Raw genomic sequence first — 24,980 nt, 5'->3', positions numbered from 1 at the left:
GAGGAATCATGACCAAGTCAGAATTGATCGAAAGACTTGCCAGCCAGCAATCGCACATACCTGCTAAAGCAGTGGAAGATGCCGTAAAAGAGATGCTGGAGCATATGGCGACCACTCTTGCACAGGGCGAGCGCATTGAAATCCGCGGTTTCGGTAGTTTTTCTCTGCACTATCGTGCTCCACGCACCGGGCGTAACCCGAAGACTGGCGACAAAGTAGAGCTGGAAGGTAAATACGTTCCGCACTTTAAGCCGGGTAAAGAACTGCGCGATCGCGCCAATATTTACGGCGACTGAGTTTGGCCTGCGGGCGAAACTGAGTGACCTCAAGAAAGCACCTGCGGGTGCTTTTTTTGTTTCTGTTTTCCCGATCCTGAATCGACACCGCAACTTTTGCGGCCGCTTGCTGCAAACCGACCATTTCCCACCAGCCTGCGCCGCAACCATATCTTCTCCTGGCTGACACGCCATGCATTCCGCCGCACACTGCCCTGATACAGGGAGGTGTGAATGTGTTTGTCAACGCTCGCGACATGTCTGATCCTGGCCATCTTACCGCTGCTCTGGTTGCCCGCGCTGCCAGCGCTGCCGGTACTTCAGGCCACGATCGTTGCCGGAATACTGCTGGCCTTAATCCGCCATCAGATAGCGCGCTATTTGGCCTTCTGGCTGCTCTTTTTTGTCTGGGGCGGGCTTGCCGCGCTGAGCGCCGTCTGGCCGATGCAGCATCTGACCACCGGGCCGCAGAAGGCTGTGGTAGAGATCCTGGCGGCCGGAAGCGACACGATCTACCACGCGCGTATTGTCCGGCTTAACGGCAGGGCGAAGCTGCCCGCGGTGGGCGTGACGCTGTATGGCAACGCGCTGCCGCAACCGGGCTGCGCCGGGCAACGCTGGAAGATGACGCTAACACTCCGGCCCGTTCACGGGCAGCTTAATGAAGGCGGATTCGATGCCCAGCGTTACGCCCTGGCGCAGCATCAGCCGCTGACCGGGCGTTTTACCGCCGCAGAAGTGGTGGATGCCCGCTGCAGCCTGCGCGCCAGGTATCTGGCAACCCTGACGACCCGGCTCTCGTCTTATACCTGGGGCCCGGTTTTGCTGGGGCTGGGCATGGGGGAGCGGCTGGCGGTGACGCCAGAAATCAAAAATCTGATGCGGGAAACGGGCACATCGCATCTGATGGCGATCTCGGGATTGCACATTGCGCTGGCGGCATCCGTTATCTGGCTGCTGGTACGTGGCATACAATTTTTCATTCCCGCCCGCTGGGTGGGCTGGCGCGCCCCGCTGGTGGCAGGATTTTGCTTTGCTGCTTTTTATGCCTGGCTCACCGGGATGCAGCCTCCCGCGCTGCGCACCGTCGTTTCGCTGGGGGCCTACCTGGCGCTACAGCTGAGCGGGCGTCTCTGGTCACCCTGGCAGATATGGCGAGTCTGCATCGCCGCCATTCTGCTGGTCGATCCGCTGGCAGTCTTATCGCACAGCCTTCTGCTGTCGGCCTTTGCGGTGGCGGTGCTAATTTTCTGGTATCAGTGGGTGCCTAAACCCCGCCTGTCCGGGCCGTGGGCAGTCAGGGCGGGGGTGAATCTGCTGCACCTGCAGCTTGGCATGCTGCTGCTGTTACTCCCGGTGCAGGTGCTGGTCTTCCACGGATTTAGCCTCTCATCGCTGGTGGCAAATCTGGTGGCGGTACCCCTGGTGACCTTTATCTCGGTGCCGCTCATTCTGCTGGGGATGTGGCTGCACCTCGGGATATGGCCCCTCGCGGAACACCTTGTCTGGACACTGGCGGATGGCTCGCTGTCCCTGCTGTTTAGCTTCCTGACCACGCTGCCTGACGGCTGGATCCCGGTCGATAAACGCTGGCGGTGGCTGACTCTGCTGCCCTGGGGCGCCATTATCGCCTGGCGGATGCGCGGCACAGGAACTTACCCGGTGGTCTGTGCGTCGGCGCTGGTGCTGGCTGCCAGCCCATTATGGCGGGGCAGCACAACGGAAGGGTGGCAGGTGCATATGCTGGATGTCGGACAGGGGCTGGCAGTGGTTATCGAGCGCCAGGGGAAGGCGATTTTATATGACACCGGGCCTGCATGGCCGGGCGGGGACAGCGCGCAGCAGCTGATTATCCCCTGGCTGCGCTGGCACCATTTACGCCCGGAGGGGGTGATTGTCAGCCATGAACACCTGGACCATATCGGTGGGCTGGCGTCGTTACGTCAGGCGTGGCCCGCTATGTGGATACGCAGCCCGCTGCGCCAGGACGGACATAAGCCCTGTTTTCGCGGTGAACGCTGGCAGTGGCAGGGACTCACTTTCAGCGCGCACTGGCCCCTCGCCACCACACCGCAGCGCGGCAATAACGGTTCCTGCGTGGTCAAAATTGAGGACGGTACTCATAGCCTGTTGTTAACCGGGGATATTGAGGCGCAGGGAGAAAAAGCGATGCTCAGCCATCACTGGCAATATCTTGCGTCTACACTTATCCAGGTGCCTCACCATGGCAGTAATACCTCTTCGTCACTCCCTCTGGTGCAGCGCGTGGGTGGGCGTATCGCCCTGGTGTCTGCATCCCGCTATAACGCGTGGCGACTGCCTTCGGGCAAGGTGGCTCGCCGTTACAGAAAGGAGGGGTATCTCTGGTTAACAACGCCCCGATCTGGACAAATCACGGTTTCATTTTCGCAACATGGCTGGCAAATCCAACGCTTACGGGATCAAATTTTACCCCGTTGGTATCATCAGTGGTTTGGCGCGCCCGGAGATAACGGGTAGAATATGCGGCTATTTCAACAAATGCTGGTTTTTTGAATGCATAACGACAAAGATCTCTCCACGTGGCAGACCTTCCGCCGACTCTGGCCGGTGATTGCACCCTTCAGAACGGGCCTTATCGTGGCGGGCGTAGCGTTAATCCTCAACGCAGCCAGCGATACCTTCATGTTATCGCTCCTCAAACCGTTACTGGACGACGGTTTTGGTAAAACGGATCGCTCAGTGTTGCTCTGGATGCCACTGGTGGTTATCGGCCTGATGATTTTACGCGGCATCACCAGCTATATCTCCAGCTACTGCCTCTCCTGGGTATCGGGCAAAGTGGTCATGACCATGCGCCGTCGCCTGTTCAGCCACATGATGGGCATGCCGGTAGCGTTCTTCGACAAGCAGTCGACCGGTACTCTGCTGTCGCGTATTACTTACGACTCCGAGCAGGTTGCCTCCTCCTCCTCCAGCGCGCTGATCACCGTGGTGCGTGAAGGGGCCTCGATCATTGGCCTGTTCGTCCTGATGTTCTGGTACAGCTGGCAGCTCTCCTTGATCCTGATCGTGCTGGCACCGATTGTGTCGATCGCGATCCGCGTCGTCTCCAAACGTTTCCGCAGCATCAGTAAAAATATGCAGAACACGATGGGGCAGGTGACCACCAGCGCAGAGCAGATGCTGAAAGGGCACAAAGAGGTGCTGATTTTTGGCGGCCAGGAAGTGGAAACCAAGCGCTTCGATAAGGTCAGCAATAAGATGCGTCTGCAGGGGATGAAGATGGTTTCTGCCTCTTCTATCTCCGATCCGATCATTCAGCTTATTGCCTCCCTGGCGCTGGCGTTTGTGCTCTATGCCGCGAGCTTCCCGAGCGTGATGGAAACCTTAACCGCCGGTACCATTACCGTGGTCTTCTCGTCGATGATTGCCCTGATGCGTCCGCTGAAATCGTTAACCAACGTTAACGCCCAGTTCCAGCGCGGGATGGCAGCCTGTCAGACGCTGTTTGCCATTCTCGATTCCGAACAGGAAAAAGACGAAGGTAAACGCGTAATCGAGCGCTCAACCGGCGATGTGGAGTTCCGCAACGTGACCTTTACCTATCCGGGTCGCGATACGCCTGCTCTGCGCAACATTAATCTGAAGATCCCGGCAGGCAAAACCGTGGCGCTGGTGGGCCGTTCTGGCTCGGGTAAATCGACCATCGCCAGCCTGATCACCCGCTTCTACGATATTGATGAGGGTGAGATCCTGATTGATGGTCACGATTTGCGCGAATACACCCTGCGGTCGCTGCGTAATCAGGTCGCGCTGGTCTCCCAGAATGTGCATCTTTTCAACGACACCGTAGCCAATAATATCGCCTACGCCCGTAACGAAGAGTACAGCCGTGAGCAGATTGAAGCCGCGGCGCGGATGGCCTACGCCATGGACTTCATCAATAAGATGGATAACGGCCTGGATACCATTATCGGAGAAAACGGCGTGCTGCTCTCCGGTGGTCAGCGTCAGCGTATCGCCATTGCGCGTGCGCTGCTGCGTGACAGCCCTATCCTGATCCTCGATGAAGCCACCTCGGCGCTGGATACGGAATCCGAACGTGCCATCCAGTCTGCGCTGGATGAGTTGCAGAAGAACCGTACCTCGCTGGTGATCGCGCACCGCCTGTCGACCATCGAAAAAGCCGACGAAATCGTGGTGGTGGAAGATGGCTACATCGTCGAGCGCGGCAGCCATGCCGATCTGCTGGCACATCAGGGTGTGTATGCGCAACTTCATAAGATGCAGTTTGGCGCATGATTGCCCGCATCTGGTCAGGTGAGTCTCCGCTCTGGCTGCTACTGTTGCCGCTCTCCTGGCTGTATGGCCTGGTCAGCGGCCTGATCCGCCTCAGCTATAAAGTGGGGCTCAAACGGGCCTGGCGTGCTCCCGTGCCGGTAGTGGTGGTGGGCAACCTCACCGCTGGCGGCAACGGCAAAACGCCGGTGGTGATCTGGCTGGTGGAACAGTTGACCCGACGCGGTATTCGCGTGGGGGTTGTCTCCCGGGGATACGGCGGTAAGGCGGAGCGCTATCCGTTGCTGTTGACCTCGCAAACGACCACCGCGCAAGCGGGGGACGAGCCGGTGCTGATCTTTCAGCGCACCGGTGCGCCGGTGGCGGTCTCACCGGTACGTAGCGAGGCGGTACAGGCCCTGCTGACCCAGACGAACGTGCAGATTGTGATCACCGACGATGGGCTGCAGCACTACGCCCTGGCCCGGGATAAAGAGATAGTAGTCATTGACGGCGTGCGCCGCTTTGGTAACGGCTGGTGGTTACCTGCCGGGCCGATGCGCGAGCGCGCGTCTCGTCTGCGCTCTGTGGATGCGGTTATCGTCAATGGCGGTACGGCGCAGGCGGGGGAGATCCCGATGCAGCTTCGTCCTGGGCTTGCCGTAAATCTGCTGACCGGCGAACGACGCGACGTGGCTGAACTTAATCATCTGGTGGCGATGGCCGGGATCGGCCATCCCCCACGCTTTTTTGCCACTCTCGAAGCCTGCGGTGCCCGGCTCCTCAATACGGTGCCGCTGGCCGACCATCAGGCATTGAGCCTGGAGCAGGTTGCGGGTTTTACTGCACCCGGCCAGACGCTGATCATGACCGAAAAAGATGCGGTGAAATGCCGCGCCTTTGCCCGGGATAACTGGTGGTATTTACCGGTTGATGCTGAACTGCAGGGCGAACAGCCTGAACGATTGATACAGGAACTTCTCGCCCTCGCAGGCCAGGTTAACGAGGCTTCGTCCGCGCACTAACTGACAGGAAATGGCATGGCTTTACCGCAACTCACGCTTTCAGCCGCACGTCATCTTCATCTCGCCGCCCAGGGGCTTTTAAAAAAGCCCCGTCGCCGCGCGCAGCCCGCCGATATTCTTACCACCATCCAGCGCATGTCGCTGCTGCAGATCGACACCATCAATATCGTGGCCCGCAGCCCGTATCTGGTGCTGTTCAGCCGTCTTGGCCGCTATCAGCCCGAATGGCTGGATAACGCCCTGCGTCAGGGCGAGCTGATGGAGTACTGGGCGCATGAGGCCTGCTTCCTGCCGCGCAGCGATTTCGCCCTGGTGCGTCACCGGATGCTCTCCCCCGATAAAATGGGCTGGAAATATCGCCAGGCCTGGATGCAGGAACACGCGGAGGAAATCGAACAGCTGATCGCCCATATTCACGAGAAGGGGCCGGTACGTTCCGCCGATTTCGAACATCCCCGCAAAGGGGCCAGCGGATGGTGGGAGTGGAAGCCGCACAAACGTCATCTTGAGGGGCTGTTTACCGCCGGGAAAGTAATGGTGGTCGAAAGGCGTAACTTCCAGCGCGTGTACGATCTCACCCACCGGGTGATGCCGGAGTGGGATGACAGACGGGATATGCTGACCCAGGCGGCGGCCGAGGCCGTGATGCTGGAAAACAGCGCCCGCAGCTTAGGCATTTTCCGCGGCCAGTGGTTAGCCGATTACTATCGCCTGCGCCAGCCGGTATTGGCCCCGCTTCTTGAACGCTGGCAGGCGCAACAGCAGGTGGTGCGCGTCGAGGTGGAGACCCTGGGAGAGATGTGGCTGCATGCCGATCTGCTGCCGCTGCTTCCCCTGGCCGAAGAGGGGAAACTCACCGCCACCCACAGCGCCGTTCTCTCGCCGTTTGATCCGGTGGTCTGGGATCGCAAACGCGCAGAGCAGCTGTTTAACTTCAGCTACCGGCTGGAGTGCTATACCCCGGCGCCAAAACGTCAGTACGGCTATTTCGTCCTGCCGCTGCTGCACAAAGGGCAGCTGGTGGGGCGGATGGATGCCAAAATGCACCGCAAAACCGGTGAGCTGCAGATTATCGCCCTCTTTCTGGAAGAGGGTGTCCGGGTTAGCGCCGCGCTGGAAAAGGGGCTCACTGCCGCAATCAGCGATTTTGCGGGCTGGCAGGGGGCGACACGGATCGCGCTGGGTCATCTTCCTGACGGACTTTTTGCCGCCTGTCGAAGTGGCTGGGAAATAGACGCGGTCTGAAAAAGGAATATGGTAAGCTTTACCGATCATTGATACGGAGGAACTATGGATCACCGTTTACTGGAAATTATTGCCTGCCCGGTGTGCAACGGCAAACTCTACTACAGCCAGGATAAGCAGGAGTTAATCTGCAAACTGGACAGCCTTGCCTTCCCCCTGCGCGACGGCATTCCCGTCCTGCTGGAAACCGAAGCCCGTTCGCTGGCGGCCGAAGAGAGCAAACCATGAGTTTTGTTGTCATCATTCCGGCACGCTTTGCCTCCACGCGTCTGCCGGGTAAACCGCTGGTCGACATCAACGGTAAGCCGATGATCGTCCACGTGCTGGAGCGCGCGCGCGAGTCCGGCGCTGAGCGCATTATTGTCGCCACCGATCATGAAGAGGTAGCGCGTGCGGTTGAAGCGGCGGGCGGCGAAGTGTGCATGACCCGCGCCGATCACCAGTCCGGCACCGAGCGTCTGGCGGAAGTGGTGGAGAAATGCGGTTTCAGCGACGACACGGTGATTGTCAACGTGCAGGGCGATGAGCCGATGATCCCGGCGGTTATTATTCGCCAGGTTGCCGAAAACCTCGCCCAGCGTCAGGTGGGGATGGCGACGCTGGCGGTGCCGGTGCACAGCGCCGAAGAGGCGTTCAACCCGAACGCCGTGAAAGTGGTGCTGGACGGCGAAGGCTACGCGCTCTATTTCTCCCGCGCGACCATTCCCTGGGATCGCGACCGCTTTGCTCAATCCCGCGAAGAAATTGGTGACAGTATCCTGCGTCATCTGGGGATTTATGGCTATCGCGCCGGCTTTATTCGCCGTTACGTGACCTGGCAGCCGAGCCCGCTGGAAAACATCGAGATGCTCGAGCAGCTGCGCGTGCTGTGGTACGGCGAGAAGATCCATGTTGCCGTCGCGCAGGAAGTGCCTGGTACAGGCGTTGATACGCCAGAAGATCTCGCCCGCGTTCGCGCCGAGATGCGTTAATTCCCGCCATCCCCCCATTCGGGGGGATGTTTTATCTTCCGAATTTCTTCATCAGAATCGCCTCACAAGAGTGACATCCGCCCGCCAGACGCTCATTATAAAAGCAGTAGTCTTAATGGGGGTAATATCAAATGGAACAGCTACGTGCCGAACTCAGCCATCTGCTGGGTGAAAAACTGAGCCGTGTGGAATGCGTGCATGAAAAAGCGGATACCACGTTGTGGTCGTTATATGACAGCCAGGGAAACCCCATGCCGTTACTGGCGCGAAGCTTCTCTTCACCGGATGTCGCGCGACAGCTGGCATGGAAAATCTCCATGCTGGCCCGCAGCGGTACGGTCAGAATGCCGACCGTGTATGGCGTGATGACTCATGAAGAGCATCCTGGGCCTGACGTGCTGCTGCTTGAGCGCCTGCGCGGCGTCCCGGTTGAAGCCCCGGCCCGCACGCCGGAACGCTGGGAACAGCTTAAGGATCAGATTGTCGAAGCGCTGCTGGCCTGGCACCGGATGGACAGCGGCGGGCTGGTCGGGGCGGTGGACAGCACCCAGGAGAACCTGTGGCCGCTCTGGTATCGCCAGCGGGTCGAGGTGTTGTGGGGGACGCTGAATCAGTACCGCAACACTGGCCTGACCATGCAGGACAAACGGATCCTGTTTCGGACCCGCGAATGCCTGCCCGCCCTGTTTGACGGCTTCAACGACAACAGCGTGCTGATCCACGGTAACTTCACCCTGCGCAGTATGCTTAAGGATCCGCGCAGCGATCAGCTGCTGGCGATGGTCGGGCCCGGCGTGATGCTGTGGGCCCCCCGGGAGTATGAGCTGTTTCGGCTCAGCGAGAGCGGGCTGGCAGAGGATCTCCTCTGGCACTATTTGCAGCGCGCGCCGGTCTCCGAGTCATTCCTCTGGCGGCGCTGGCTGTACCTGCTGTGGGACGAAGTGGCGCAGCTGGTGAATACCGGACGCTTTAACCGCGCCAACTTCGATCTGGCGTCGAAATCACTCCTGCCCTGGCTCGCCTGACGGGCCTTTCAGCCACTGCCAGACGCGCCCGAGCGTCTCATACCCCACACGATCGCTGTGCATCAACCAGACCGGGGACGGAATAATCCGTTCCCAGGGGTTGAGCGGGGCGCTAATCGCCAGCTGGTTGGCCGGGGCGGGCAGCGGATGTAATCCCTGCTGTTCAAAGAAGATCATCGCCCGCGGCAAATGCGAGGCCGAGGTCACCAGCAGGAACGGGGCATCGCCGATCGCCTGCTTCACCGCGGCGGCTTCCTCTTCGGTATCTTTCGGGCTGTCGAGGGTGATAATGTCCTCGCGCGGCACGCCCAGTGACTGCGCCACGCGTGCACCCGCTTCAGCGGTGCTCACCGGATTACTTTGCGCCGCCGCCCCGGTAAAGATCATCTTCGAACCGGGATTCGCCAGCCACAGGCGCATCCCTTCGTTGAGTCGCGGCAGGCTGTTATTGATGAGATTAGAGCTGGGCGCCCAGTCCGGATCCCAGGTATAGCCTCCGCCGAGCACCACAATGTACGAAACCTTCTGATTTCCCTGCCAGGTCGGGTACTTATTTTCCACCGGACGTAGCAGCCCGTCCGCCACCGGCTGCAGGCTTAACAGCAGCAGCACCAGCCAGCCGGCCGTGGCAATAATTTTACCGGTTTTCTGAAAGCGGCTGAACCACAGCAACCCCAGGCCCAGCGCGATACACAGCAGAAGAAGAGGGAGGGGAAGCATCATGCCGCCAATATATTTTTTTAGGGTAAAAAGCATCCTTTCTGGCTCCTTTTTTGACCATACAGCTGAGGATTGTTAGCGATATTACACCAGAGAGGTTCATTCTCCGCCCGGCTGTGACAAAATAGCGGTTTTGTTGTTAGCGGGTGGAGCTCTCCCAATGCGGGATCGCAATTTTGATGACATCGCGGAAAAGTTTGCCCGCAATATTTATGGCACAACCAAGGGCCAGCTGCGTCAAACGATCCTCTGGCAGGATCTGGACATCCTGCTTGCCCGCTTTGGATCGAAAAAATTGCGCGTTCTCGACGCCGGTGGCGGTGAAGGTCAAACGGCGATAAAAATGGCCGAGCGCGGACACCATGTCATCCTGTGCGACCTGTCGGCAGAGATGATCGCCCGTGCCGAAAGCGCCGCGGTGGAGAAAGGTGTGAGCGATAACATGCAATTTATACATTGCGCCGCTCAGGACATCGCTCAACATTTGGAAAGCCCGGTTGATCTGATATTGTCTCATGCGGTGCTGGAGTGGGTGGCCGATCCCCAGGCGCTGTTGCAGACGCTGTGGTCGATACTCTGCCCCGGCGGCGCGCTGTCGCTGATGTTCTACAACGCCAACGGCCTGCTGATGCGTAACGTGCTGGTGGGCAATTTTGGCTATGTGCAGCAGGGCATGTACAAAAAGAAACGGCGCACGCTTTCGCCGGACTTTCCGCGCGATCCGCAGCAGGTTTACGGCTGGCTGGAAGCGATGGGCTGGCAGATCGCCGGGAAAACCGGCATCAGGGTGTTTCACGATTATCTGCGTGATAAACAAAAGCAGCATGAGTGCTTTGACGCCCTCACAGAATTAGAGACGCGGTACTGTCGCCAGGAGCCCTGGATTAGCCTTGGCCGCTACATACATGTCACCGCGTACAAGCCGCAGAGCAAGGATAACTTATGAGTGAATTTTCCCAGACAGTCCCCGAACTGGTTGCCTGGGCCCGAAAAAACGATTTCTCCCTCTCGCTGCCGGTAGACAGACTCTCTTTTCTGCTGGCGGTTGCCACGCTGAACGGCGAACGGCTCGATGGAGAAATGAGCGAGGGCGAACTGGTGGATGCGTTCCGCCATGTCAGTGATGCGTTTGAGCAAACCAGCGAAACCATTAATGTGCGTGCCAATAACGCGATTAACGATATGGTGCGTCAACGTCTGCTGAACCGCTTTACCAGCGAGCAGGCGGAAGGGAACGCCATCTATCGCCTGACGCCCCTGGGCATCGGCATCACCGACTACTACATTCGCCAGCGCGAATTCTCGACCCTGCGCCTCTCGATGCAGCTCTCCATTGTGGCGGGCGAACTGAAGCGTGCGGCCGATGCCGCTGACGAAGACGGCGACGAGTTCCACTGGCACCGCAACGTCTACGCGCCGCTGAAATATTCGGTGGCCGAAATTTTCGACAGTATCGATCTGACCCAGCGCATCATGGACGAGCAGCAGCAGCTGGTGAAGGACGACATCGCCCAGCTGCTGAACAAAGACTGGCGGGCGGCGATCTCCAGCTGCGAAATGCTGCTGTCAGAGACCTCCGGTACCCTGCGTGAACTGCAGGATACGCTGGAGGCCGCGGGTGACAAGCTGCAGGCCAACCTGTTGCGCATCCAGGATGCCACGCTGGCCCATGACAACCTGCATTTTGTCGATCGTCTGGTCTTCGACCTGCAAAGCAAACTCGACCGCATTATTAGCTGGGGCCAGCAGTCTATCGACCTGTGGATCGGCTATGACCGCCACGTACATAAATTTATCCGTACCGCCATCGATATGGATAAAAACCGCGTCTTTGCCCAGCGTCTGCGCCAGTCGGTCCAGACCTACTTCGATGCGCCGTGGGCGCTGACCTACGCCAGTGCCGACCGTCTGCTTGATATGCGTGACGAAGAGATGAGCCTGCGTGACGAAGAGGTGACCGGGGAACTGCCGGCCGATCTGGAATACGAAGAATTTAACGAAATTCGGGAGCAGCTTGCGGCGATGATCGAGGCGCAGCTGGCGATCTTCAAAGCCAAAAACACCCCGCTGGATCTCGGTCTGGTGGTACGCGACTACCTCGCACAATACCCGCGTGCGCGCCATTTCGATATTGCCCGCATCGTGGTCGATCAGGCGGTGCGCCTGGGCGTCGCGCAAGCAGATTTCACCGGCCTGCCGCCGAAGTGGCAGCCGATTAACGATTACGGAGCCAAGGTACAGGCGCATGTCATTGACAAATATTGAACACGTGATGCCAGTTAAGCTGGCCCAGGCGCTGGCAAATCCGATCTTTCCGGCGCTGGACAGCCAGCTGCGTGCCGGTCGTCACATTGGTCTCGACGAGCTGGATAATCACGCCTTTTTGATGGATTTTCAGGAATACCTGGAAGAGTTTTACGCCCGCTATAACGTGGAGCTGATCCGCGCCCCGGAAGGTTTCTTCTACCTGCGCCCGCGCTCCACCACGCTGATCCCGCGCTCGGTGCTGTCCGAGCTGGACATGATGGTCGGCAAAATACTCTGCTACCTCTATCTCAGCCCGGAGCGTCTGGCCAACGAAGGCATCTTCACCCAGCAGGAGCTCTATGATGAGCTGCTGACGCTGGCGGACGAAGGCAAACTGCTGAAGCTGGTGAATAACCGCTCCACCGGATCCGACGTTGACCGTCAGAAATTACAGGAAAAAGTGCGCTCCTCCCTGAACCGCCTGCGCCGTCTGGGCATGGTGTGGTTTATGGGCCATGACAGCAGTAAATTCCGCATCACGGAATCGGTGTTCCGCTTCGGTGCCGACGTGCGCGTGGGTGACGACGCCCGCGAAGCGCAGCTGCGCATGATCCGTGATGGCGAAGCGATGCCGGTGGAAAACCATCTGCAGCTCAATGACGAGCATGAAGACAATCTGCCGGATAGCGGGGAGGAAGAGTAATGATTGAACGCGGTAAATTTCGCTCACTGACGCTGATTAACTGGAACGGTTTCTTTGCCCGCACCTTTGATCTCGATGAGCTGGTGACCACGCTCTCGGGCGGTAACGGGGCCGGGAAATCCACTACCATGGCGGCGTTCGTCACCGCCCTGATACCGGATCTGACGCTGCTGCACTTCCGTAACACCACCGAAGCCGGTGCGACCAGCGGCTCCCGCGATAAGGGGCTGCACGGTAAGCTGAAAGCCGGTGTCTGTTACTCGGTGCTGGACGTGATCAACTCCCGTCACCAGCGCGTGGTGGTCGGCGTACGTCTGCAGCAGGTCGCCGGGCGTGACCGCAAGGTGGACATTAAGCCGTTCGCCATTCAGGGGCTGCCGACCTCCGTTCAGCCAACCTCCCTGTTAACGGAAACCCTTAACGAACGTCAGGCGCGCGTGCTGACGCTCCAGGAGCTGAAAGATAAGCTGGAAGCCATCGAGGGCGTGCAGTTTAAGCAGTTCAACTCCATTACCGATTATCACTCGCTGATGTTCGATCTGGGCATCGTGGCGCGTCGTCTGCGTTCGGCCTCGGATCGTAGTAAGTACTATCGCCTGATTGAAGCCTCGCTGTATGGCGGGATCTCCAGCGCCATCACCCGTTCCCTGCGCGACTACCTGTTGCCGGAGAACAGCGGCGTACGTAAGGCCTTCCAGGATATGGAAGCGGCGCTGCGTGAAAACCGCATGACGCTGGAAGCGATCCGCGTGACCCAGTCGGACCGCGATCTGTTCAAGCATCTGATCAGCGAAGCCACTAACTACGTGGCGGCCGACTACATGCGCCACGCCAACGAGCGCCGCATCCATCTGGATCAGGCCCTTGAGTATCGCCGCGAGCTGTTCACCTCGCGCCAGCAGCTGGCGTCCGAGCAGTACAAGCACGTCGAGATGGCCCGTGAGCTGTCAGAGCACAACGGCGCGGAAGGGGACCTGGAGGCCGATTACCAGGCCGCCAGCGATCACCTGAACCTGGTGCAGACTGCGCTGCGTCAGCAGGAAAAGATTGAGCGCTACGAAGCGGATCTCGATGAGCTGCAAATTCGTCTGGAAGAGCAGAACGAAGTGGTGGCCGAAGCTGCCGACAAGCAGGAAGAGAACGAAGGACGCGCCGAAGCCGCCGAGCTGGAAGTGGATGAGCTGAAAAGCCAGCTTGCCGATTACCAGCAGGCGCTTGACGTTCAGCAAACCCGTGCCATTCAGTACAACCAGGCCCTGCAGGCTCTGCAGCGCGCGAAAGACCTCTGCCATCTGCCGGATCTGACTCCGGAGAGCGCGGATCAGTGGCTTGAAACCTTCCAGGCCAAGGAGCAGGAAGCCACCGAGAAGCTGCTGAATCTCGAGCAGAAAATGAGCGTGGCGCAAACCGCACATAGCCAGTTTGAGCAGGCTTATCAGCTGGTGGCGGCCATTAACGGCCCGCTGGCGCGCGCTGAAGCGTGGCAAGTGGCCCGCGAGCTGCTGCGCGATGGCGTCAATCAGCGTCATATGGCGGAACAGGTTCAGCCGCTGCGTATGCGCCTGAACGAGCTGGAACAACGTCTGCGCGAACAGCAGGAGGCGGAACGCCTGCTGGCCGAGTTCTGCAAGCGTCAGGGGAAACGGGTCGATATTGACGATCTGGAAGCCCTGCACCAGGAGCTGGAAGCCCGTATCGCCTCGCTGTCCGACAGCGTCTCCAGCGCCAGTGAACAGCGTATGGCGCTGCGCCAGGAGCTGGAGCAGCTGCAGTCGCGAATTCAAACCCTGATGCAGCGCGCCCCGATCTGGCTGGCAGCCCAGAGCAGCCTCAATCAGCTCAGCGAGCAGTGCGGCGAGGAGTTCGAATCCAGCCAGGACGTGACCGAGTACCTCCAGCAGCTGCTGGAGCGTGAACGCGAAGCCATTGTTGAGCGTGACGAAGTGGGCGCGCGCAAGCGTGCCGTCGATGAAGAAATTGAGCGGTTAAGCCAGCCGGGCGGGGCAGAAGATGCGCGCCTGAACACCCTGGCCGAACGTTTTGGCGGCGTGCTGCTGTCCGAAATTTATGACGACGTCAGCCTCGAAGATGCGCCGTACTACTCTGCGCTGTACGGCCCGTCCCGCCACGCTATCGTGGTGCCGGATCTGTCGCTGATCGCCGACCAGCTCGAAGGTCTGGAGGATTGCCCGGAAGATCTCTATCTGATCGAAGGGGATCCGCAGTCGTTCGATGACAGCGTCTTTGGCGTCGACGAGCTGGAAAAAGCGGTGGTGGTGAAGATCGCCGATCGCCAGTGGCGTTATTCGCGCTTCCCGTCGCTGCCGCTGTTTGGCCGTGCCGCGCGGGAAAGCCGCATCGAGAGCCTGCATACCGAGCGCGAGTCCCTGTCTGAGCGCTTTGCCACGCTGTCGTTCGATGTGCAGAAAACCCAGCGCCTGCACCAGGCGTTCAGCCGCTTTATCGGCAGCCATCTGGCCGTCGCCTTTGAAGCCGATCCGGAAGCGGAGATCCGCAAGTTCACCACTCGTCGTACCGAGCTTGAACGGGCGCTTTCCGCTCACGAAAACGACAACCAGCAGAGCCGCGTTCAGTTTGAACAGGCCAAAGAGGGCGTCGCTGCCCTGAACCGCATTCTGCCGCGCCTTAACCTGCTGGCGGATGATACCCTTGCCGATCGGCTGGATGAGATCCAGGAGCGCCTCGATGAAGCGCAGGAAGCCGCGCGCTTTGTGCAGCAGCACGGCAACCAGCTGGCCAGGCTGGAGCCGATGCTCTCCGTCCTGCAGAGCGACCCGGAACAGTTCGAACAGCTGAAAGAAGATTACGCCTGGTCCCAGCAGGTTCAGCGCGAAGCCCGTCAGCAGGCCTTTGCCCTGACCGAAGTGGCTCAACGCCGGGCGCACTTCAGCTACTCCGACTCGGCGGAAATGCTGAACGGCAACAGCGATCTGAACGAGAAGCTGCGCCACCGTCTGGAGCAGGCGGAAGCGGAACGTACCCGCGCCCGTGAGGCGATGCGTAGCCATGCCGCCCAGTTGAGCCAGTACAGCCAGGTGCTGGCGTCGCTGAAAAGCTCGTTTGATACCAAGAAAGAGCTGCTGACCGACCTGCACAAAGAGCTGCAGGATATCGGCGTGCGCGCCGACAGCGGGGCAGAGGAGCGGGCGCGTATTCGTCGTGACGAACTGCATGCCCAGCTCAGCAACAACCGCGCGCGTCGCAACCAGCTGGAAAAAGCGCTGACCTTCTGCGAAGCAGAGATGGATAACCTGACCCGTCGCCTGCGCAAGCTGGAACGCGACTACCACGAGAAGCGCGAGCAGGTGGTTACCGCCAAAGCGGGCTGGTGCGCCGTGATGCGAATGGTGAAAGACAACGGCGTTGAACGCCGTCTGCACCGTCGCGAGCTGGCCTATCTTTCCGGTGATGAGCTGCGGTCCATGTCGGATAAAGCGCTGGGTGCACTGCGTCTGGCGGTGGCGGATAACGAACACCTGCGCGATGTGCTGCGCATGTCGGAAGATCCGAAACGTCCTGAGCGCAAAATTCAGTTCTTCGTGGCGGTCTATCAGCATCTGCGCGAGCGTATTCGTCAGGATATCATTCGTACCGATGACCCGGTCGAAGCCATCGAGCAGATGGAGATCGAGCTGGGCCGTCTGACGGAAGAGCTGACCTCCCGCGAGCAGAAGCTGGCAATCAGCTCCCGCAGCGTGGCCAATATTATCCGCAAGACGATCCAGCGCGAACAGAACCGTATTCGTCAGCTGAACCAGGGCCTGCAGAGCGTCTCCTTCGGCCAGGTCAACAGCGTGCGGCTGAACGTCAACGTGCGTGAAGCCCACGCCACGCTGCTGGACGTGCTGGCTGAACAGCACGAGCAGCATCAGGATCTGTTTAACAGCAACCGCCTGACCTTCTCCGAAGCGCTGGCGAAGCTGTATCAGCGTCTGAACCCGCAGATCGATATGGGCCAGCGTACGCCACAAACCATCGGTGAGGAGCTGCTGGACTACCGCAACTACCTCGAGATGGAGGTGGAAGTTAACCGTGGCTCCGACGGCTGGCTGCGTGCGGAATCCGGTGCCCTGTCGACCGGGGAAGCTATCGGTACCGGGATGTCCATTCTGGTGATGGTGGTGCAGAGCTGGGAAGATGAATCCCGGCGTCTGCGCGGCAAGGACATCTCCCCATGCCGCCTGCTGTTCCTCGATGAAGCGGCGCGTCTGGATGCCCGTTCGATTGCCACCCTGTTTGAGCTGTGCGACCGTCTGGATATGCAGCTGATTATCGCGGCGCCGGAGAACATCAGTCCGGAGAAAGGCACCACCTATAAACTGGTGCGTAAGGTCTACCAGAACAGCGAGCACGTTCACGTTGTCGGCCTGCGTGGCTTTGCCCCGCAGCCGCCGGAATCTCTTCCGGGGACCGCTGACGCGTCCTGATGTTTCTGAAAGTGCACCATGGCGGCCTCCGGGCCGCCTTTTTTTATTCCTTGAGCTTGTACTGGCGGCTGCGTTAACTTTAAACTTCTTTACATAAGGCAAGGCTGGTGCCGGTCTGTCTTCCTATAATGAATTGAAGCCCCGGTGATGAGGGCTCGTCGTAAAGCAAACAGGGGGCAAGGGATGTTGCTGAAAAAAATGTACGGTCGTCAGCTGTCGGCACTCAGTTTGTGCCTGACGGTAGTAGTGGCTCCACTGTTTTCTGCCCGGGCCGATGAGCCCGAACTGGTTCCGGTCGACAGCTCCGCCACGATGGGTGCACAGCCTACGTCGCTGTCACAACCGCTGGAACAATCGCCAGCCACCGCCATCATGGCCGGTATCCGGCCGCTGCCTGCCGATGTCAGCGCGGAACAACGCCGCGAACAGCTGCTGTCGTCGCTGCCGGCGGGCTACTCTCCGGTCTATCTCAATCAGCTTACGCTGCTGTATGCCGCCCGCGACATGAAGCCCATGTGGGACGATCGCGATGCCGTGCGGGCATTCCAGCAGCAGCTTGCCGAAGTCGCTATCGCCGGCTTCCAGCCGCAGTTTACCGCCTGGGTGGAACTGCTGACTCAGCCTGCGGTTACCGGCATGGCGCGGGACGTGATCCTCTCCGATGCGATGATGGGCTACCTGCAGTTTGTCGCGGGGATCCCGGTCAACGGCAACCGCTGGCTCTACAGTACCAAACCCTACAAGATGGCGACCCCGCCGCTGTCGGTGATTAACCAGTGGCAGCTGGCGCTGGATAACGGGACGGTACCGAACTTTATCTCCAGACTTGCCCCGGCGCATCCGCAGTATGCGGTGATGCACCAGTCGCTACTCCAGCTGGTGGCCGATACGCGCCCCTGGCCGAAGCTGCAGGGCACCGCCAGGCTGAGTCCGGGGCAGTGGAGCAGCGACGTCCCGGCCCTGCGTGAAATCCTCCAACGCTCCGGCGTGATTGACGGCGGGCCTAAAATTGCCCTGCCGGGCGACGATCCGCAAAGCGTGGTTGTCAGTCCTTCAGCCCCGCCGGTTGAGAAGAAAAAGAAATCTGTCGCCAGCAAGCCGGCCGCCTATGACCGCAGCCTTGTTGAGGCCGTTAAAGCCTTCCAGACCACCCAGGGGCTGGGCGCGGACGGCGTGATTGGACAGGGGACGCGCGACGCGCTGAATCTCACTCCTGCTCAGCGTGCGGGGGTGCTGGCGTTGAACATCCAGCGTCTGCGCCTGCTGCCGGCCACGCTCTCCACCGGGATTATGGTGAATATCCCGGCCTTCTCACTGGTCTACTATCAGAACGGCAACGAAGTGCTGGCATCGAGAGTCATCGTTGGCCGTCCGGATCGTAAAACGCCGATGATGAGCAGCGCCCTGAACAACGTGGTGGTCAACCCGCCGTGGAATGTGCCACCGACGCTGGCACGCAATGATATTCTGCCGAAACTGCGGGATGACCCGGGCTATCTTGAACGCCACAACTATACCGTCCTGCGGGGCTGGAACAGTAAAGAGGCCATCGATCCGTGGCGGGTAGACTGGGCGACCATTACGCCTTCGAATCTGCCGTTCCGTTTCCAGCAGGCACCGGGAGCGCATAACTCGTTGGGTCGTTATAAATTCAACATGCCCAGCTCGGATGCCATCTATCTGCACGATACGCCTAACCACAACCTGTTCCAGAAGGACGTTCGGGCACTCAGCTCCGGTTGCGTGCGGGTAAATAAAGCGTCAGAACTGGCTAACATGCTGTTACAGGACGCGGGCTGGAACGACACACGTATCTCCGACGCGCTGAAGCAGGGCGACACGCGTTATGTGAATATCCGCCAAAATATTCCGGTTAATCTGTACTATCTGACGGCTTTCGTCGGCAAGGACGGTCGGACGCAGTATCGTACAGATATTTACAATTATGATGAGATCGCCCGGTCCAACACAGAAATTATCCCCCGGGCAGAGCAATTGATCAGGTAAATGAAGAAGTTCGGAAAAATCTGGTAGCCTGAGTGGAAAAAAAAACGGGGCTTGCGGCTGCAAGCCCCGTATTTCCTGGATTCGGCTACCTTGACGGTGACAGGTTTGCCCGGTAAGGTGCCCTTCGTGCGCTGTAGTGCATATAGACGATAACTCTGACCTGTAGACCTGATTACCATGGACAAATTCGACGCTAATCGCCGTAAGTTGCTGGCGTTAGGGGGCATTGCGCTGGGCGCTGCCATCTTACCGACGCCATCATTTGCCACGCTCTCTACCCCTCGTCCACGCATTTTGACGCTAAATAACCTGCATACAGGTGAGTCGATAAAAGCGGAGTTTTTTGATGGCCGGGGCTATATTCAGGATGAATTAGCAAAGCTTAATCATTTTTTCCGCGATTTCCGCGCAAATAAGATTAAAGCCATCGATCCAGGATTGTTCGATCAGCTTTACCGCCTGCAGGGCCTGCTGGGCACCCGTAAACCGGTCCAGCTCATCTCCGGTTACCGCTCCCTTGATACCAATAACGAACTACGCGCCCACAGCCGTGGTGTCGCTAAAAAAAGTTATCACACCAAAGGGCAGGCGATGGATTTCCATATTGAAGGCGTTTCGTTAGCCAATGTTCGCAAAGCTGCGTTATCTATGCGCGCAGGTGGTGTAGGATATTACCCACGTAGCAACTTTGTGCATATTGATACCGGGCCACTGCGGCACTGGTAATAACGAAATCAGGAGCAGTATGAACTACCGTATTATTCCGGTCACCGCGTTCTCCCAGAACTGTTCGATTATCTGGTGTGAACAAACCAAACTGGCGGCGCTGGTCGATCCCGGTGGCGATGCCGAGAAAATCAAACAGGAAGTCGCTGCCGCTGGCGTGACCTTAATGCAGATTTTACTCACCCACGGTCATCTCGATCACGTGGGTGCCGCGGCCGAGCTGGCGCAACACTACGGTGTGCCCATCGTGGGTCCGGAAAAAGAAGATGAGTTCTGGCTGCAGGGCTTGCCGGCACAAAGCCGCATGTTTGGTCTGGATGAGTGTCAGCCATTGACGCCGGATCGCTGGCTGAATGAAGGTGAGACCGTCAGCGTCGGTAATGTAGCGTTACAGGTCTTACACTGCCCGGGCCATACGCCAGGCCATATTGTTTTCTTTGATGACCAGTCGCGTCTGCTGATTTCCGGCGACGTGATCTTCAAAGGCGGAGTAGGGCGCAGCGACTTCCCGCGTGGCGATCATGCGCAGCTGATCCGCTCGATCAAAGAGAAGTTATTGCCGCTGGGCGATGATGTGACCTTTATCGCTGGCCACGGCCCGATGTCGACGCTGGGCCACGAGCGGCTGCATAACCCGTTCCTGCAGGATGAACTGCCGGTCTGGTAACGAACATTAAAAAAGCCTGCTCAAAGCAGGCTTTTTTTTGCCCGGTGGCGCTGACGCTTACCGGGGCTACGTGCAGGCCGGGCAAACGCAGTGCCGCCCGGCTTAACGTTTTACAGCACAGCCACAATCGCTTCGCACAGCGGCGCCATGTTATCTGGCGTCATCCCCGCCACGTTAACACGTCCGGAAGCCACCGCGTACACGCCAAACTCTTCACGCAGACGCAGAACCTGTTCTTTGGTCAGGCCGCTGAAGGAGAACATGCCGTTCTGCTTGATGATGAAGCTAAAGTCGCGATCCGCACCTTTCTCCGCCAGGGTATTCACGAACAGCAGACGCATACGCTGGATGCGCTGGCGCATGTCGTTCAGCTCCTGCTCCCAGATGGCGCGCAGCGCGTCATTGCTGAGGATGGTCGCAACCACAGACGCACCGTGAGCCGGTGGGTTGGAGTAGTTAGCACGAATAACGGATTTCATCTGGCTGAACGCACGATCGACGGTCTGCTCATCGGCAGCGACCAGCGTACAGGCACCTACGCGCTCGTTGTACAGGCCGAAGTTCTTGGAGTAGGAGCTGGCAACAATCAGCTCTTTATGCAGCGCGGCGAACGCGCGCAGGCCTTCGGCGTCTTCTTCCAGACCGCGGGCAAAGCCCTGGTAGGCGAAGTCGAACAGCGGCAGCCAGCCTTTTTCGACGGACAGTTTCGCCAGCTGTTCCCACTGCTCCAGCGTCGGATCGATGCCGGTCGGGTTATGGCAGCAGCCGTGGAACAGCACCACATCACCCGCCTGCGCTTCGCTCAGGCTGGCCAGCAGACCGTCAAAGTCGAGAGCGTGGTTCGCCGCGTCGTAGTAAGCGTATTCCCGCACTTCCAGACCGGCAGAGTTGAAGACGCTCTTATGGTTCGGCCAGCTTGGGTTGCTCACCCAGACGGTTTTTACGCTGGTGTTTTTGGCGAGGAAATCCGCCGCCACGCGCAGGGCACCCGTACCGCCAGGGGTCTGTGCAGTGCGGGCACGTTTATCGCTGATAATCGCGTTGCCTTTGCCGAACAGCAGCTCCTGAGTGCAACGACCAAATTCCGGAATACCGTCGATGCCGAGGTAGTTTTTGGTATTTTCGTTTTCCAGCAGATACTGCTCAGCTTTTTTAACGCTGGTCAGTACCGGGGTCTTGCCGGTCTCATCTTTATAGACACCAATCCCCAGGTTGATTTTTCCAGGGCGGTCATCGGCACGAAACAGATCGGCCAGGCCCAGAATTGGGTCGGCAGGGGCGGCGGTAATGTTCTCAAACATGACGAAGTTCCATTGTGGTTACGGAAGTGAAATCCGCTATCAGGTTAACGATAGTTCTACAAAATGCCAACCGTTTGCTACAAAAAGCGTGCGGCTTTTCAAAAGTCGCCATTTTTGGCTTTCAGGCATAAAAAAACAGGGCCGAAGCCCTGTTTATTAGACATATAACAAAGTGGTGTACTGATTAGAACTGGTAAACGATACCAACAGCAGCCTGGTCGTCGGTCGCCAGACCAGCAGACTCAGAGTAGTTGTTGTCGTCCAGCAGGTTGAATTTGTACGCAGCGTACACGTTCATGTTCTTGTTGAAGTAGTACCAGGTACCCACTTCCACGTATTTCACCAGGTCAGCATCGCCGCCGGAGAAGGTGCCACGTGCTTTCAGGTCTTTACCTTTAGACTGCACGTAACCCACGGATGGACGCAGACCGAAATCGAACTGGTACTGAACCACAGCTTCGATGTTCTGGGTTTTGTTAGCGAAGTTGTTGTCAGCTTCACGAGTCATGTTGGTGGTTTCAGCGTACTGAACCGCAGCATAGACGTTGTTTGCATCGTATTTAGCAGCAGTTGCCCATGCTTCAGCACGGTCACCGCCTGCGCTTGCCCATGCAGCAGAGGTGCCAGCGGCAACCTGCTCGTTGGTACGGTCAGCAGTTTCATAACCGGCAGACAGCGCGAAGCCTTCGCCGAAATCATACTGTACAGAGGAGCTGAAGCCGTCGCCGTTACCTTTAGCGCCGTTACCGCCGCGACCGATGTTGATCAGCTGGCCGTCGTCAGTGTAGGTTGCAGAAACTGCGTTGCTGCGGTCGTTTTTGCCCTGGTACTGGAGAGCGAAGCTCAGGCCATCAACCAGACCAAAGAAGTTGCTGTTACGGTAGGTCAGCAGGCCGGTAGCACGACCGTTCATGAAGTTGTCGGTAGCAACCCAGGAGTCACCGCCCCACTCAACCAGCATATCGGTGTAAGCTGCGACGTCGTAGATTGCGCCGTAGTTACGACCGTAGTCGATAGAACCTGCATCACCGAAGTTCAGACCAGCAAAGGCCAGACGGGTTTTAGTACCCTGAGAACCTTCAGTGTTAGAAGCATCCATATTGTATTCCCAGTGACCGTAACCAGTGATCTGGTCGTTGATCTGGGTTTCGCCTTTGAAGCCGATACGGGCATAGGTGGTGTCTTCGTTGCTGGTGTCACCGTTGGTGGTCCAGATGTGCTCACCTACAGCTTTACCGTAGAAGTCCAGCTTGTTAGCGTTTTTGTTATAGATTTCTGCTGCGTTAGCTGCACCGGCTGCCAGCAGGGCAGGGATAACCACTGCCAGGATATTGCGCTTCATCATTATTTATTACCCTCATTGGTTTTTTTATGACACTCGCCACTGCCGTCAATAAATTCTGTCAATAAATATTTCCGGAACTATTGATGAGAGTTTGGTGTCTTTATGTGTCTGACAGGCATCTTTCCATTCAAATTACCGTTCCGCCACCCTGAAAGTGCTACAAACATCAAGATAGAGTTACAAAAAGAAAATATGTGTAACAAAACATGTATTTTGAGGAACTTTGTGAGGCATCTCAAAGTTCAGAGTTGAATGGCGAAAATTAAAGCTTCACTAATTCTATCTATATGAATTGCTTATCTTAATTTTAGCTAATGACTTTTTTTATGATCCGAAGCATTAGCGCACTATTTTTCTTATTACGGAATATAGACGTCTGGATAGCTGAGTGTTTGCACAAAAAGTGTGCTAATGCTTGAGAAGAGTATTAGGCGCAATAAGACTACAGTTTATTTTATGTGCAAAGATATTTCATGGAAATAAAGCGTAACAGTGAAGAGGATTTTGCGGGGTTGCTCTTTAAGGAGGATGACTTTCAACTGACATAAGTTGACAGTGCAGGATAAAATAATGGCCAGCAGAGGCTGGCCATTGAGTATTACTTAATCAGAATGTGGCGCTGCGCGGAGTACGCGGGAAAGGAATCACATCACGCACGTTCTGAACGCCGGTCACGTAAGCGATCAGACGCTCGAAGCCGAGACCGAAACCGGAGTGCGGAACGGTGCCGTAACGGCGTAAATCGCGATACCACCAGTAGTCCTCTTTGTTGAGGCCCATCTCCGCCATGCGCGCATCCAGCACATCCAGACGCTCTTCACGCTGAGAACCACCGATGATTTCACCGATGCCCGGGGCAAGCACGTCCATCGCGGCGACGGTTTTGCCGTCTTCGTTAAGGCGCATATAGAACGCCTTAATGTCTTTCGGATAGTTTTTAACAACCACCGGAGCTTTGAAGTGTTTCTCAGCCAGGTAGCGCTCGTGCTCGGAGGAGAGGTCAACACCCCAGTACACCGGGTTCTCAAATTTCTGGCCGCAGGTTTCGAGGATCTTCACCGCATCGGTGTAATCAACCTGGGCGAAATCAGCAGAGACGAAACGCTCCAGACGGGCGATCGCATCGCTGTCGACGCGCTCGGCGAAGAATTTCATGTCGTCCGCACGCTCGGTGAGCACCGCGTTAAAGACGTACTTCAGCATCGCTTCCGCCAGGCCAGCCACGTCATCGAGGTCGGCAAAGGCCACTTCCGGCTCCAGCATCCAGAATTCCGCCAGGTGACGGCTGGTGTTGGAGTTCTCGGCCCGGAAGGTTGGGCCAAAGGTGTAGATTTTGGACAGTGCGCAGGCGTAGGTTTCGCCGTTCAGCTGGCCAGATACGGTCAGGAAGGACTCTTTGCCAAAGAAATCTTTGTCATAGTCCACTTTGCCTTCCGGGGTGCGCGGCAGGTTTTCCATGTCCAGCGTGGAGACGCGGAACATCTCGCCAGCGCCTTCAGTGTCGGAGGCGGTGATCAGCGGAGTGGAAACCCAGAAGTAACCCTGCTCGTTAAAGAAACGGTGCAGCGCCTGCGCCAGAGTGTGACGAACGCGGGCCACGGCACCAATCATGTTGGTACGCGGGCGCAGGTGAGCCACTTCACGCAGATACTCGATGCTGTGGCGTTTTGCCGCCATCGGGTAAGTATCCGGATCTTCAACCCAGCCGGTCACTTCAATCGAGGTGGCCTGCAGTTCATAGCTCTGACCCTGACCCTGAGAGGCCACGATCTTGCCGGTCACTACCACGGAACAGCCGGTGGTCAGACGCAGCACTTCCTGATTGTAATTGGGCAGAGAATTATTAATAACGGCCTGTACAGGATCAAAGCAGGAACCGTCATAAACGGCGAGGAATGAAAAGCCAGCTTTTGAATCTCGGCGGGTACGCACCCATCCACGCACGGTGACTTCGCTGTCAACGGTAACGCGGCCCTGGAGTACGTCGGCTACAGGCACAACGCTCATAATAGTCT

19 protein-coding genes are annotated in these 24,980 nt (G+C 58.0%); 15 read left to right on the top strand and 4 right to left on the bottom strand.

Annotated elements, in window-relative coordinates; translation table 11 throughout:
- Window positions 1-8: 8 nt before the first annotated feature.
- From ihfB to WFO70_RS09125, 8 genes are all read left to right on the top strand, one after another.
- Window positions 9-296: an integration host factor subunit beta gene (gene ihfB / locus WFO70_RS09160; protein WP_032617358.1), complete on the top strand. Its 288-nt coding sequence runs from the start codon at window positions 9-11 to the stop codon at window positions 294-296.
- 213 nt (window positions 297-509) lie between these two features.
- Window positions 510-2,774 (top strand): ComEC family protein, encoded by a 2,265-nt coding sequence (locus WFO70_RS09155; protein WP_337015749.1) that lies wholly within the window; start codon window positions 510-512, stop codon window positions 2,772-2,774.
- Between the two features lie 36 nt (window positions 2,775-2,810).
- On the top strand, window positions 2,811-4,559 hold the full coding sequence (gene msbA, locus WFO70_RS09150) for a lipid A ABC transporter ATP-binding protein/permease MsbA (RefSeq protein ID WP_337015748.1): 1,749 nt from the start codon (window positions 2,811-2,813) through the stop codon (window positions 4,557-4,559).
- Entirely contained in the window at window positions 4,556-5,560 is a 1,005-nt protein-coding gene (lpxK, locus tag WFO70_RS09145; RefSeq protein WP_337015747.1) for a tetraacyldisaccharide 4'-kinase, read from the top strand. The genes msbA and lpxK overlap by 4 nt, the downstream gene beginning before the upstream one ends.
- Window positions 5,561-5,575: 15 nt before the next feature.
- A complete protein-coding gene (locus WFO70_RS09140) occupies window positions 5,576-6,805 on the top strand; it encodes a winged helix-turn-helix domain-containing protein (protein WP_337015746.1) in 1,230 nt (409 codons plus the stop codon).
- Between the two features lie 45 nt (window positions 6,806-6,850).
- Window positions 6,851-7,033 (top strand): protein YcaR, encoded by a 183-nt coding sequence (gene ycaR / locus WFO70_RS09135; protein ID WP_039029479.1) that lies wholly within the window; start codon window positions 6,851-6,853, stop codon window positions 7,031-7,033.
- On the top strand, window positions 7,030-7,776 hold the full coding sequence (kdsB, locus tag WFO70_RS09130; protein WP_337015744.1) for a 3-deoxy-manno-octulosonate cytidylyltransferase: 747 nt from the start codon (window positions 7,030-7,032) through the stop codon (window positions 7,774-7,776). The genes ycaR and kdsB overlap by 4 nt, the downstream gene beginning before the upstream one ends.
- 131 nt (window positions 7,777-7,907) lie before the next feature.
- Window positions 7,908-8,801, top strand: a complete 894-nt coding sequence (locus WFO70_RS09125) for a YcbJ family phosphotransferase (RefSeq protein WP_337015743.1) — start codon at window positions 7,908-7,910, stop codon at window positions 8,799-8,801.
- Here WFO70_RS09125 and elyC read toward each other — a convergent pair.
- Window positions 8,778-9,557, bottom strand: coding sequence for an envelope biogenesis factor ElyC (elyC, locus tag WFO70_RS09120; protein WP_337015742.1), 780 nt, complete (start codon window positions 9,555-9,557; stop codon window positions 8,778-8,780). The two genes, WFO70_RS09125 and elyC, sit on opposite strands and share 24 nt — an antisense overlap.
- 124 nt (window positions 9,558-9,681) lie before the next feature.
- On the opposite strand from elyC, the gene cmoM reads away from it, so the two are divergent.
- From cmoM to WFO70_RS09085, 7 genes are all read left to right on the top strand, one after another.
- Window positions 9,682-10,467 carry a tRNA uridine 5-oxyacetic acid(34) methyltransferase CmoM gene (gene cmoM, locus WFO70_RS09115; RefSeq protein ID WP_337015741.1) on the top strand — a complete coding sequence of 262 codons (786 nt, stop codon included), beginning with the start codon at window positions 9,682-9,684 and terminating at the stop codon, window positions 10,465-10,467.
- On the top strand, window positions 10,464-11,786 hold the full coding sequence (mukF, locus tag WFO70_RS09110) for a chromosome partition protein MukF (RefSeq protein ID WP_333850262.1): 1,323 nt from the start codon (window positions 10,464-10,466) through the stop codon (window positions 11,784-11,786). Before cmoM ends, mukF begins: the two co-directional genes overlap by 4 nt.
- Window positions 11,767-12,471 (top strand): chromosome partition protein MukE, encoded by a 705-nt coding sequence (gene mukE / locus WFO70_RS09105; RefSeq protein ID WP_337015740.1) that lies wholly within the window; start codon window positions 11,767-11,769, stop codon window positions 12,469-12,471. Before mukF ends, mukE begins: the two co-directional genes overlap by 20 nt.
- Window positions 12,471-16,919: a chromosome partition protein MukB gene (mukB, locus tag WFO70_RS09100; protein ID WP_337015739.1), complete on the top strand. Its 4,449-nt coding sequence runs from the start codon at window positions 12,471-12,473 to the stop codon at window positions 16,917-16,919. The genes mukE and mukB overlap by 1 nt, the downstream gene beginning before the upstream one ends.
- A gap of 183 nt (window positions 16,920-17,102) precedes the next feature.
- Window positions 17,103-18,926: a L,D-transpeptidase gene (gene ldtD, locus WFO70_RS09095; RefSeq protein WP_337015737.1), complete on the top strand. Its 1,824-nt coding sequence runs from the start codon at window positions 17,103-17,105 to the stop codon at window positions 18,924-18,926.
- A gap of 177 nt (window positions 18,927-19,103) precedes the next feature.
- Complete coding sequence (locus WFO70_RS09090; RefSeq protein WP_337015735.1) at window positions 19,104-19,652, top strand: YcbK family protein; 549 nt, start codon at window positions 19,104-19,106, stop codon at window positions 19,650-19,652.
- A gap of 19 nt (window positions 19,653-19,671) precedes the next feature.
- Window positions 19,672-20,319: an MBL fold metallo-hydrolase gene (locus WFO70_RS09085; RefSeq protein ID WP_337015734.1), complete on the top strand. Its 648-nt coding sequence runs from the start codon at window positions 19,672-19,674 to the stop codon at window positions 20,317-20,319.
- 110 nt (window positions 20,320-20,429) lie between these two features.
- Here the strand turns inward: WFO70_RS09085 and WFO70_RS09080 are convergent, their stop codons facing one another.
- The 3 genes from WFO70_RS09080 to asnS all read right to left on the bottom strand — a co-directional run bounded on the left by WFO70_RS09080 (window position 20,430) and on the right by asnS (window position 24,972).
- Window positions 20,430-21,620 carry an amino acid aminotransferase gene (locus WFO70_RS09080; RefSeq protein ID WP_156263346.1) on the bottom strand — a complete coding sequence of 397 codons (1,191 nt, stop codon included), beginning with the start codon at window positions 21,618-21,620 and terminating at the stop codon, window positions 20,430-20,432.
- 184 nt (window positions 21,621-21,804) lie between these two features.
- Window positions 21,805-22,962 (bottom strand): porin, encoded by a 1,158-nt coding sequence (locus WFO70_RS09075; RefSeq protein ID WP_442913372.1) that lies wholly within the window; start codon window positions 22,960-22,962, stop codon window positions 21,805-21,807.
- A 609-nt stretch (window positions 22,963-23,571) separates the two neighbouring features.
- On the bottom strand, window positions 23,572-24,972 hold the full coding sequence (gene asnS, locus WFO70_RS09070) for an asparagine--tRNA ligase (protein WP_337015731.1): 1,401 nt from the start codon (window positions 24,970-24,972) through the stop codon (window positions 23,572-23,574).
- Window positions 24,973-24,980: the final 8 nt, after the last annotated feature.

Source organism: Leclercia sp. AS011 (assembly GCF_037152535.1).
Classification (GTDB): Bacteria; Pseudomonadota; Gammaproteobacteria; order Enterobacterales; family Enterobacteriaceae; genus Enterobacter.
This window is presented reverse-complemented; position numbering and strand designations above follow the sequence as displayed.

Excerpts from the sequence above, each read along its gene's own strand:
- ihfB (WP_032617358.1), top strand. The coding sequence starts at position 9 with ATGACCAAGTCAGAATTGATCGAAAGACTTGCCAGCCAGCAATCGCAC.
- WFO70_RS09155 (WP_337015749.1), top strand. The coding sequence starts at position 510 with ATGTGTTTGTCAACGCTCGCGACATGTCTGATCCTGGCCATCTTACCG.
- msbA (WP_337015748.1), top strand. The coding sequence starts at position 2,811 with ATGCATAACGACAAAGATCTCTCCACGTGGCAGACCTTCCGCCGACTC.
- lpxK (WP_337015747.1), top strand. The coding sequence starts at position 4,556 with ATGATTGCCCGCATCTGGTCAGGTGAGTCTCCGCTCTGGCTGCTACTG.
- WFO70_RS09140 (WP_337015746.1), top strand. The coding sequence starts at position 5,576 with ATGGCTTTACCGCAACTCACGCTTTCAGCCGCACGTCATCTTCATCTC.
- ycaR (WP_039029479.1), top strand. The coding sequence starts at position 6,851 with ATGGATCACCGTTTACTGGAAATTATTGCCTGCCCGGTGTGCAACGGC.
- kdsB (WP_337015744.1), top strand. The coding sequence starts at position 7,030 with ATGAGTTTTGTTGTCATCATTCCGGCACGCTTTGCCTCCACGCGTCTG.
- WFO70_RS09125 (WP_337015743.1), top strand. The coding sequence starts at position 7,908 with ATGGAACAGCTACGTGCCGAACTCAGCCATCTGCTGGGTGAAAAACTG.
- elyC (WP_337015742.1), bottom strand. The coding sequence starts at position 9,557 with ATGCTTTTTACCCTAAAAAAATATATTGGCGGCATGATGCTTCCCCTC.
- cmoM (WP_337015741.1), top strand. The coding sequence starts at position 9,682 with ATGCGGGATCGCAATTTTGATGACATCGCGGAAAAGTTTGCCCGCAAT.
- mukF (WP_333850262.1), top strand. The coding sequence starts at position 10,464 with ATGAGTGAATTTTCCCAGACAGTCCCCGAACTGGTTGCCTGGGCCCGA.
- mukE (WP_337015740.1), top strand. The coding sequence starts at position 11,767 with ATGTCATTGACAAATATTGAACACGTGATGCCAGTTAAGCTGGCCCAG.
- mukB (WP_337015739.1), top strand. The coding sequence starts at position 12,471 with ATGATTGAACGCGGTAAATTTCGCTCACTGACGCTGATTAACTGGAAC.
- ldtD (WP_337015737.1), top strand. The coding sequence starts at position 17,103 with ATGTTGCTGAAAAAAATGTACGGTCGTCAGCTGTCGGCACTCAGTTTG.
- WFO70_RS09090 (WP_337015735.1), top strand. The coding sequence starts at position 19,104 with ATGGACAAATTCGACGCTAATCGCCGTAAGTTGCTGGCGTTAGGGGGC.
- WFO70_RS09085 (WP_337015734.1), top strand. The coding sequence starts at position 19,672 with ATGAACTACCGTATTATTCCGGTCACCGCGTTCTCCCAGAACTGTTCG.
- WFO70_RS09080 (WP_156263346.1), bottom strand. The coding sequence starts at position 21,620 with ATGTTTGAGAACATTACCGCCGCCCCTGCCGACCCAATTCTGGGCCTG.
- WFO70_RS09075 (WP_442913372.1), bottom strand. The coding sequence starts at position 22,962 with ATGAAGCGCAATATCCTGGCAGTGGTTATCCCTGCCCTGCTGGCAGCC.
- asnS (WP_337015731.1), bottom strand. The coding sequence starts at position 24,972 with ATGAGCGTTGTGCCTGTAGCCGACGTACTCCAGGGCCGCGTTACCGTT.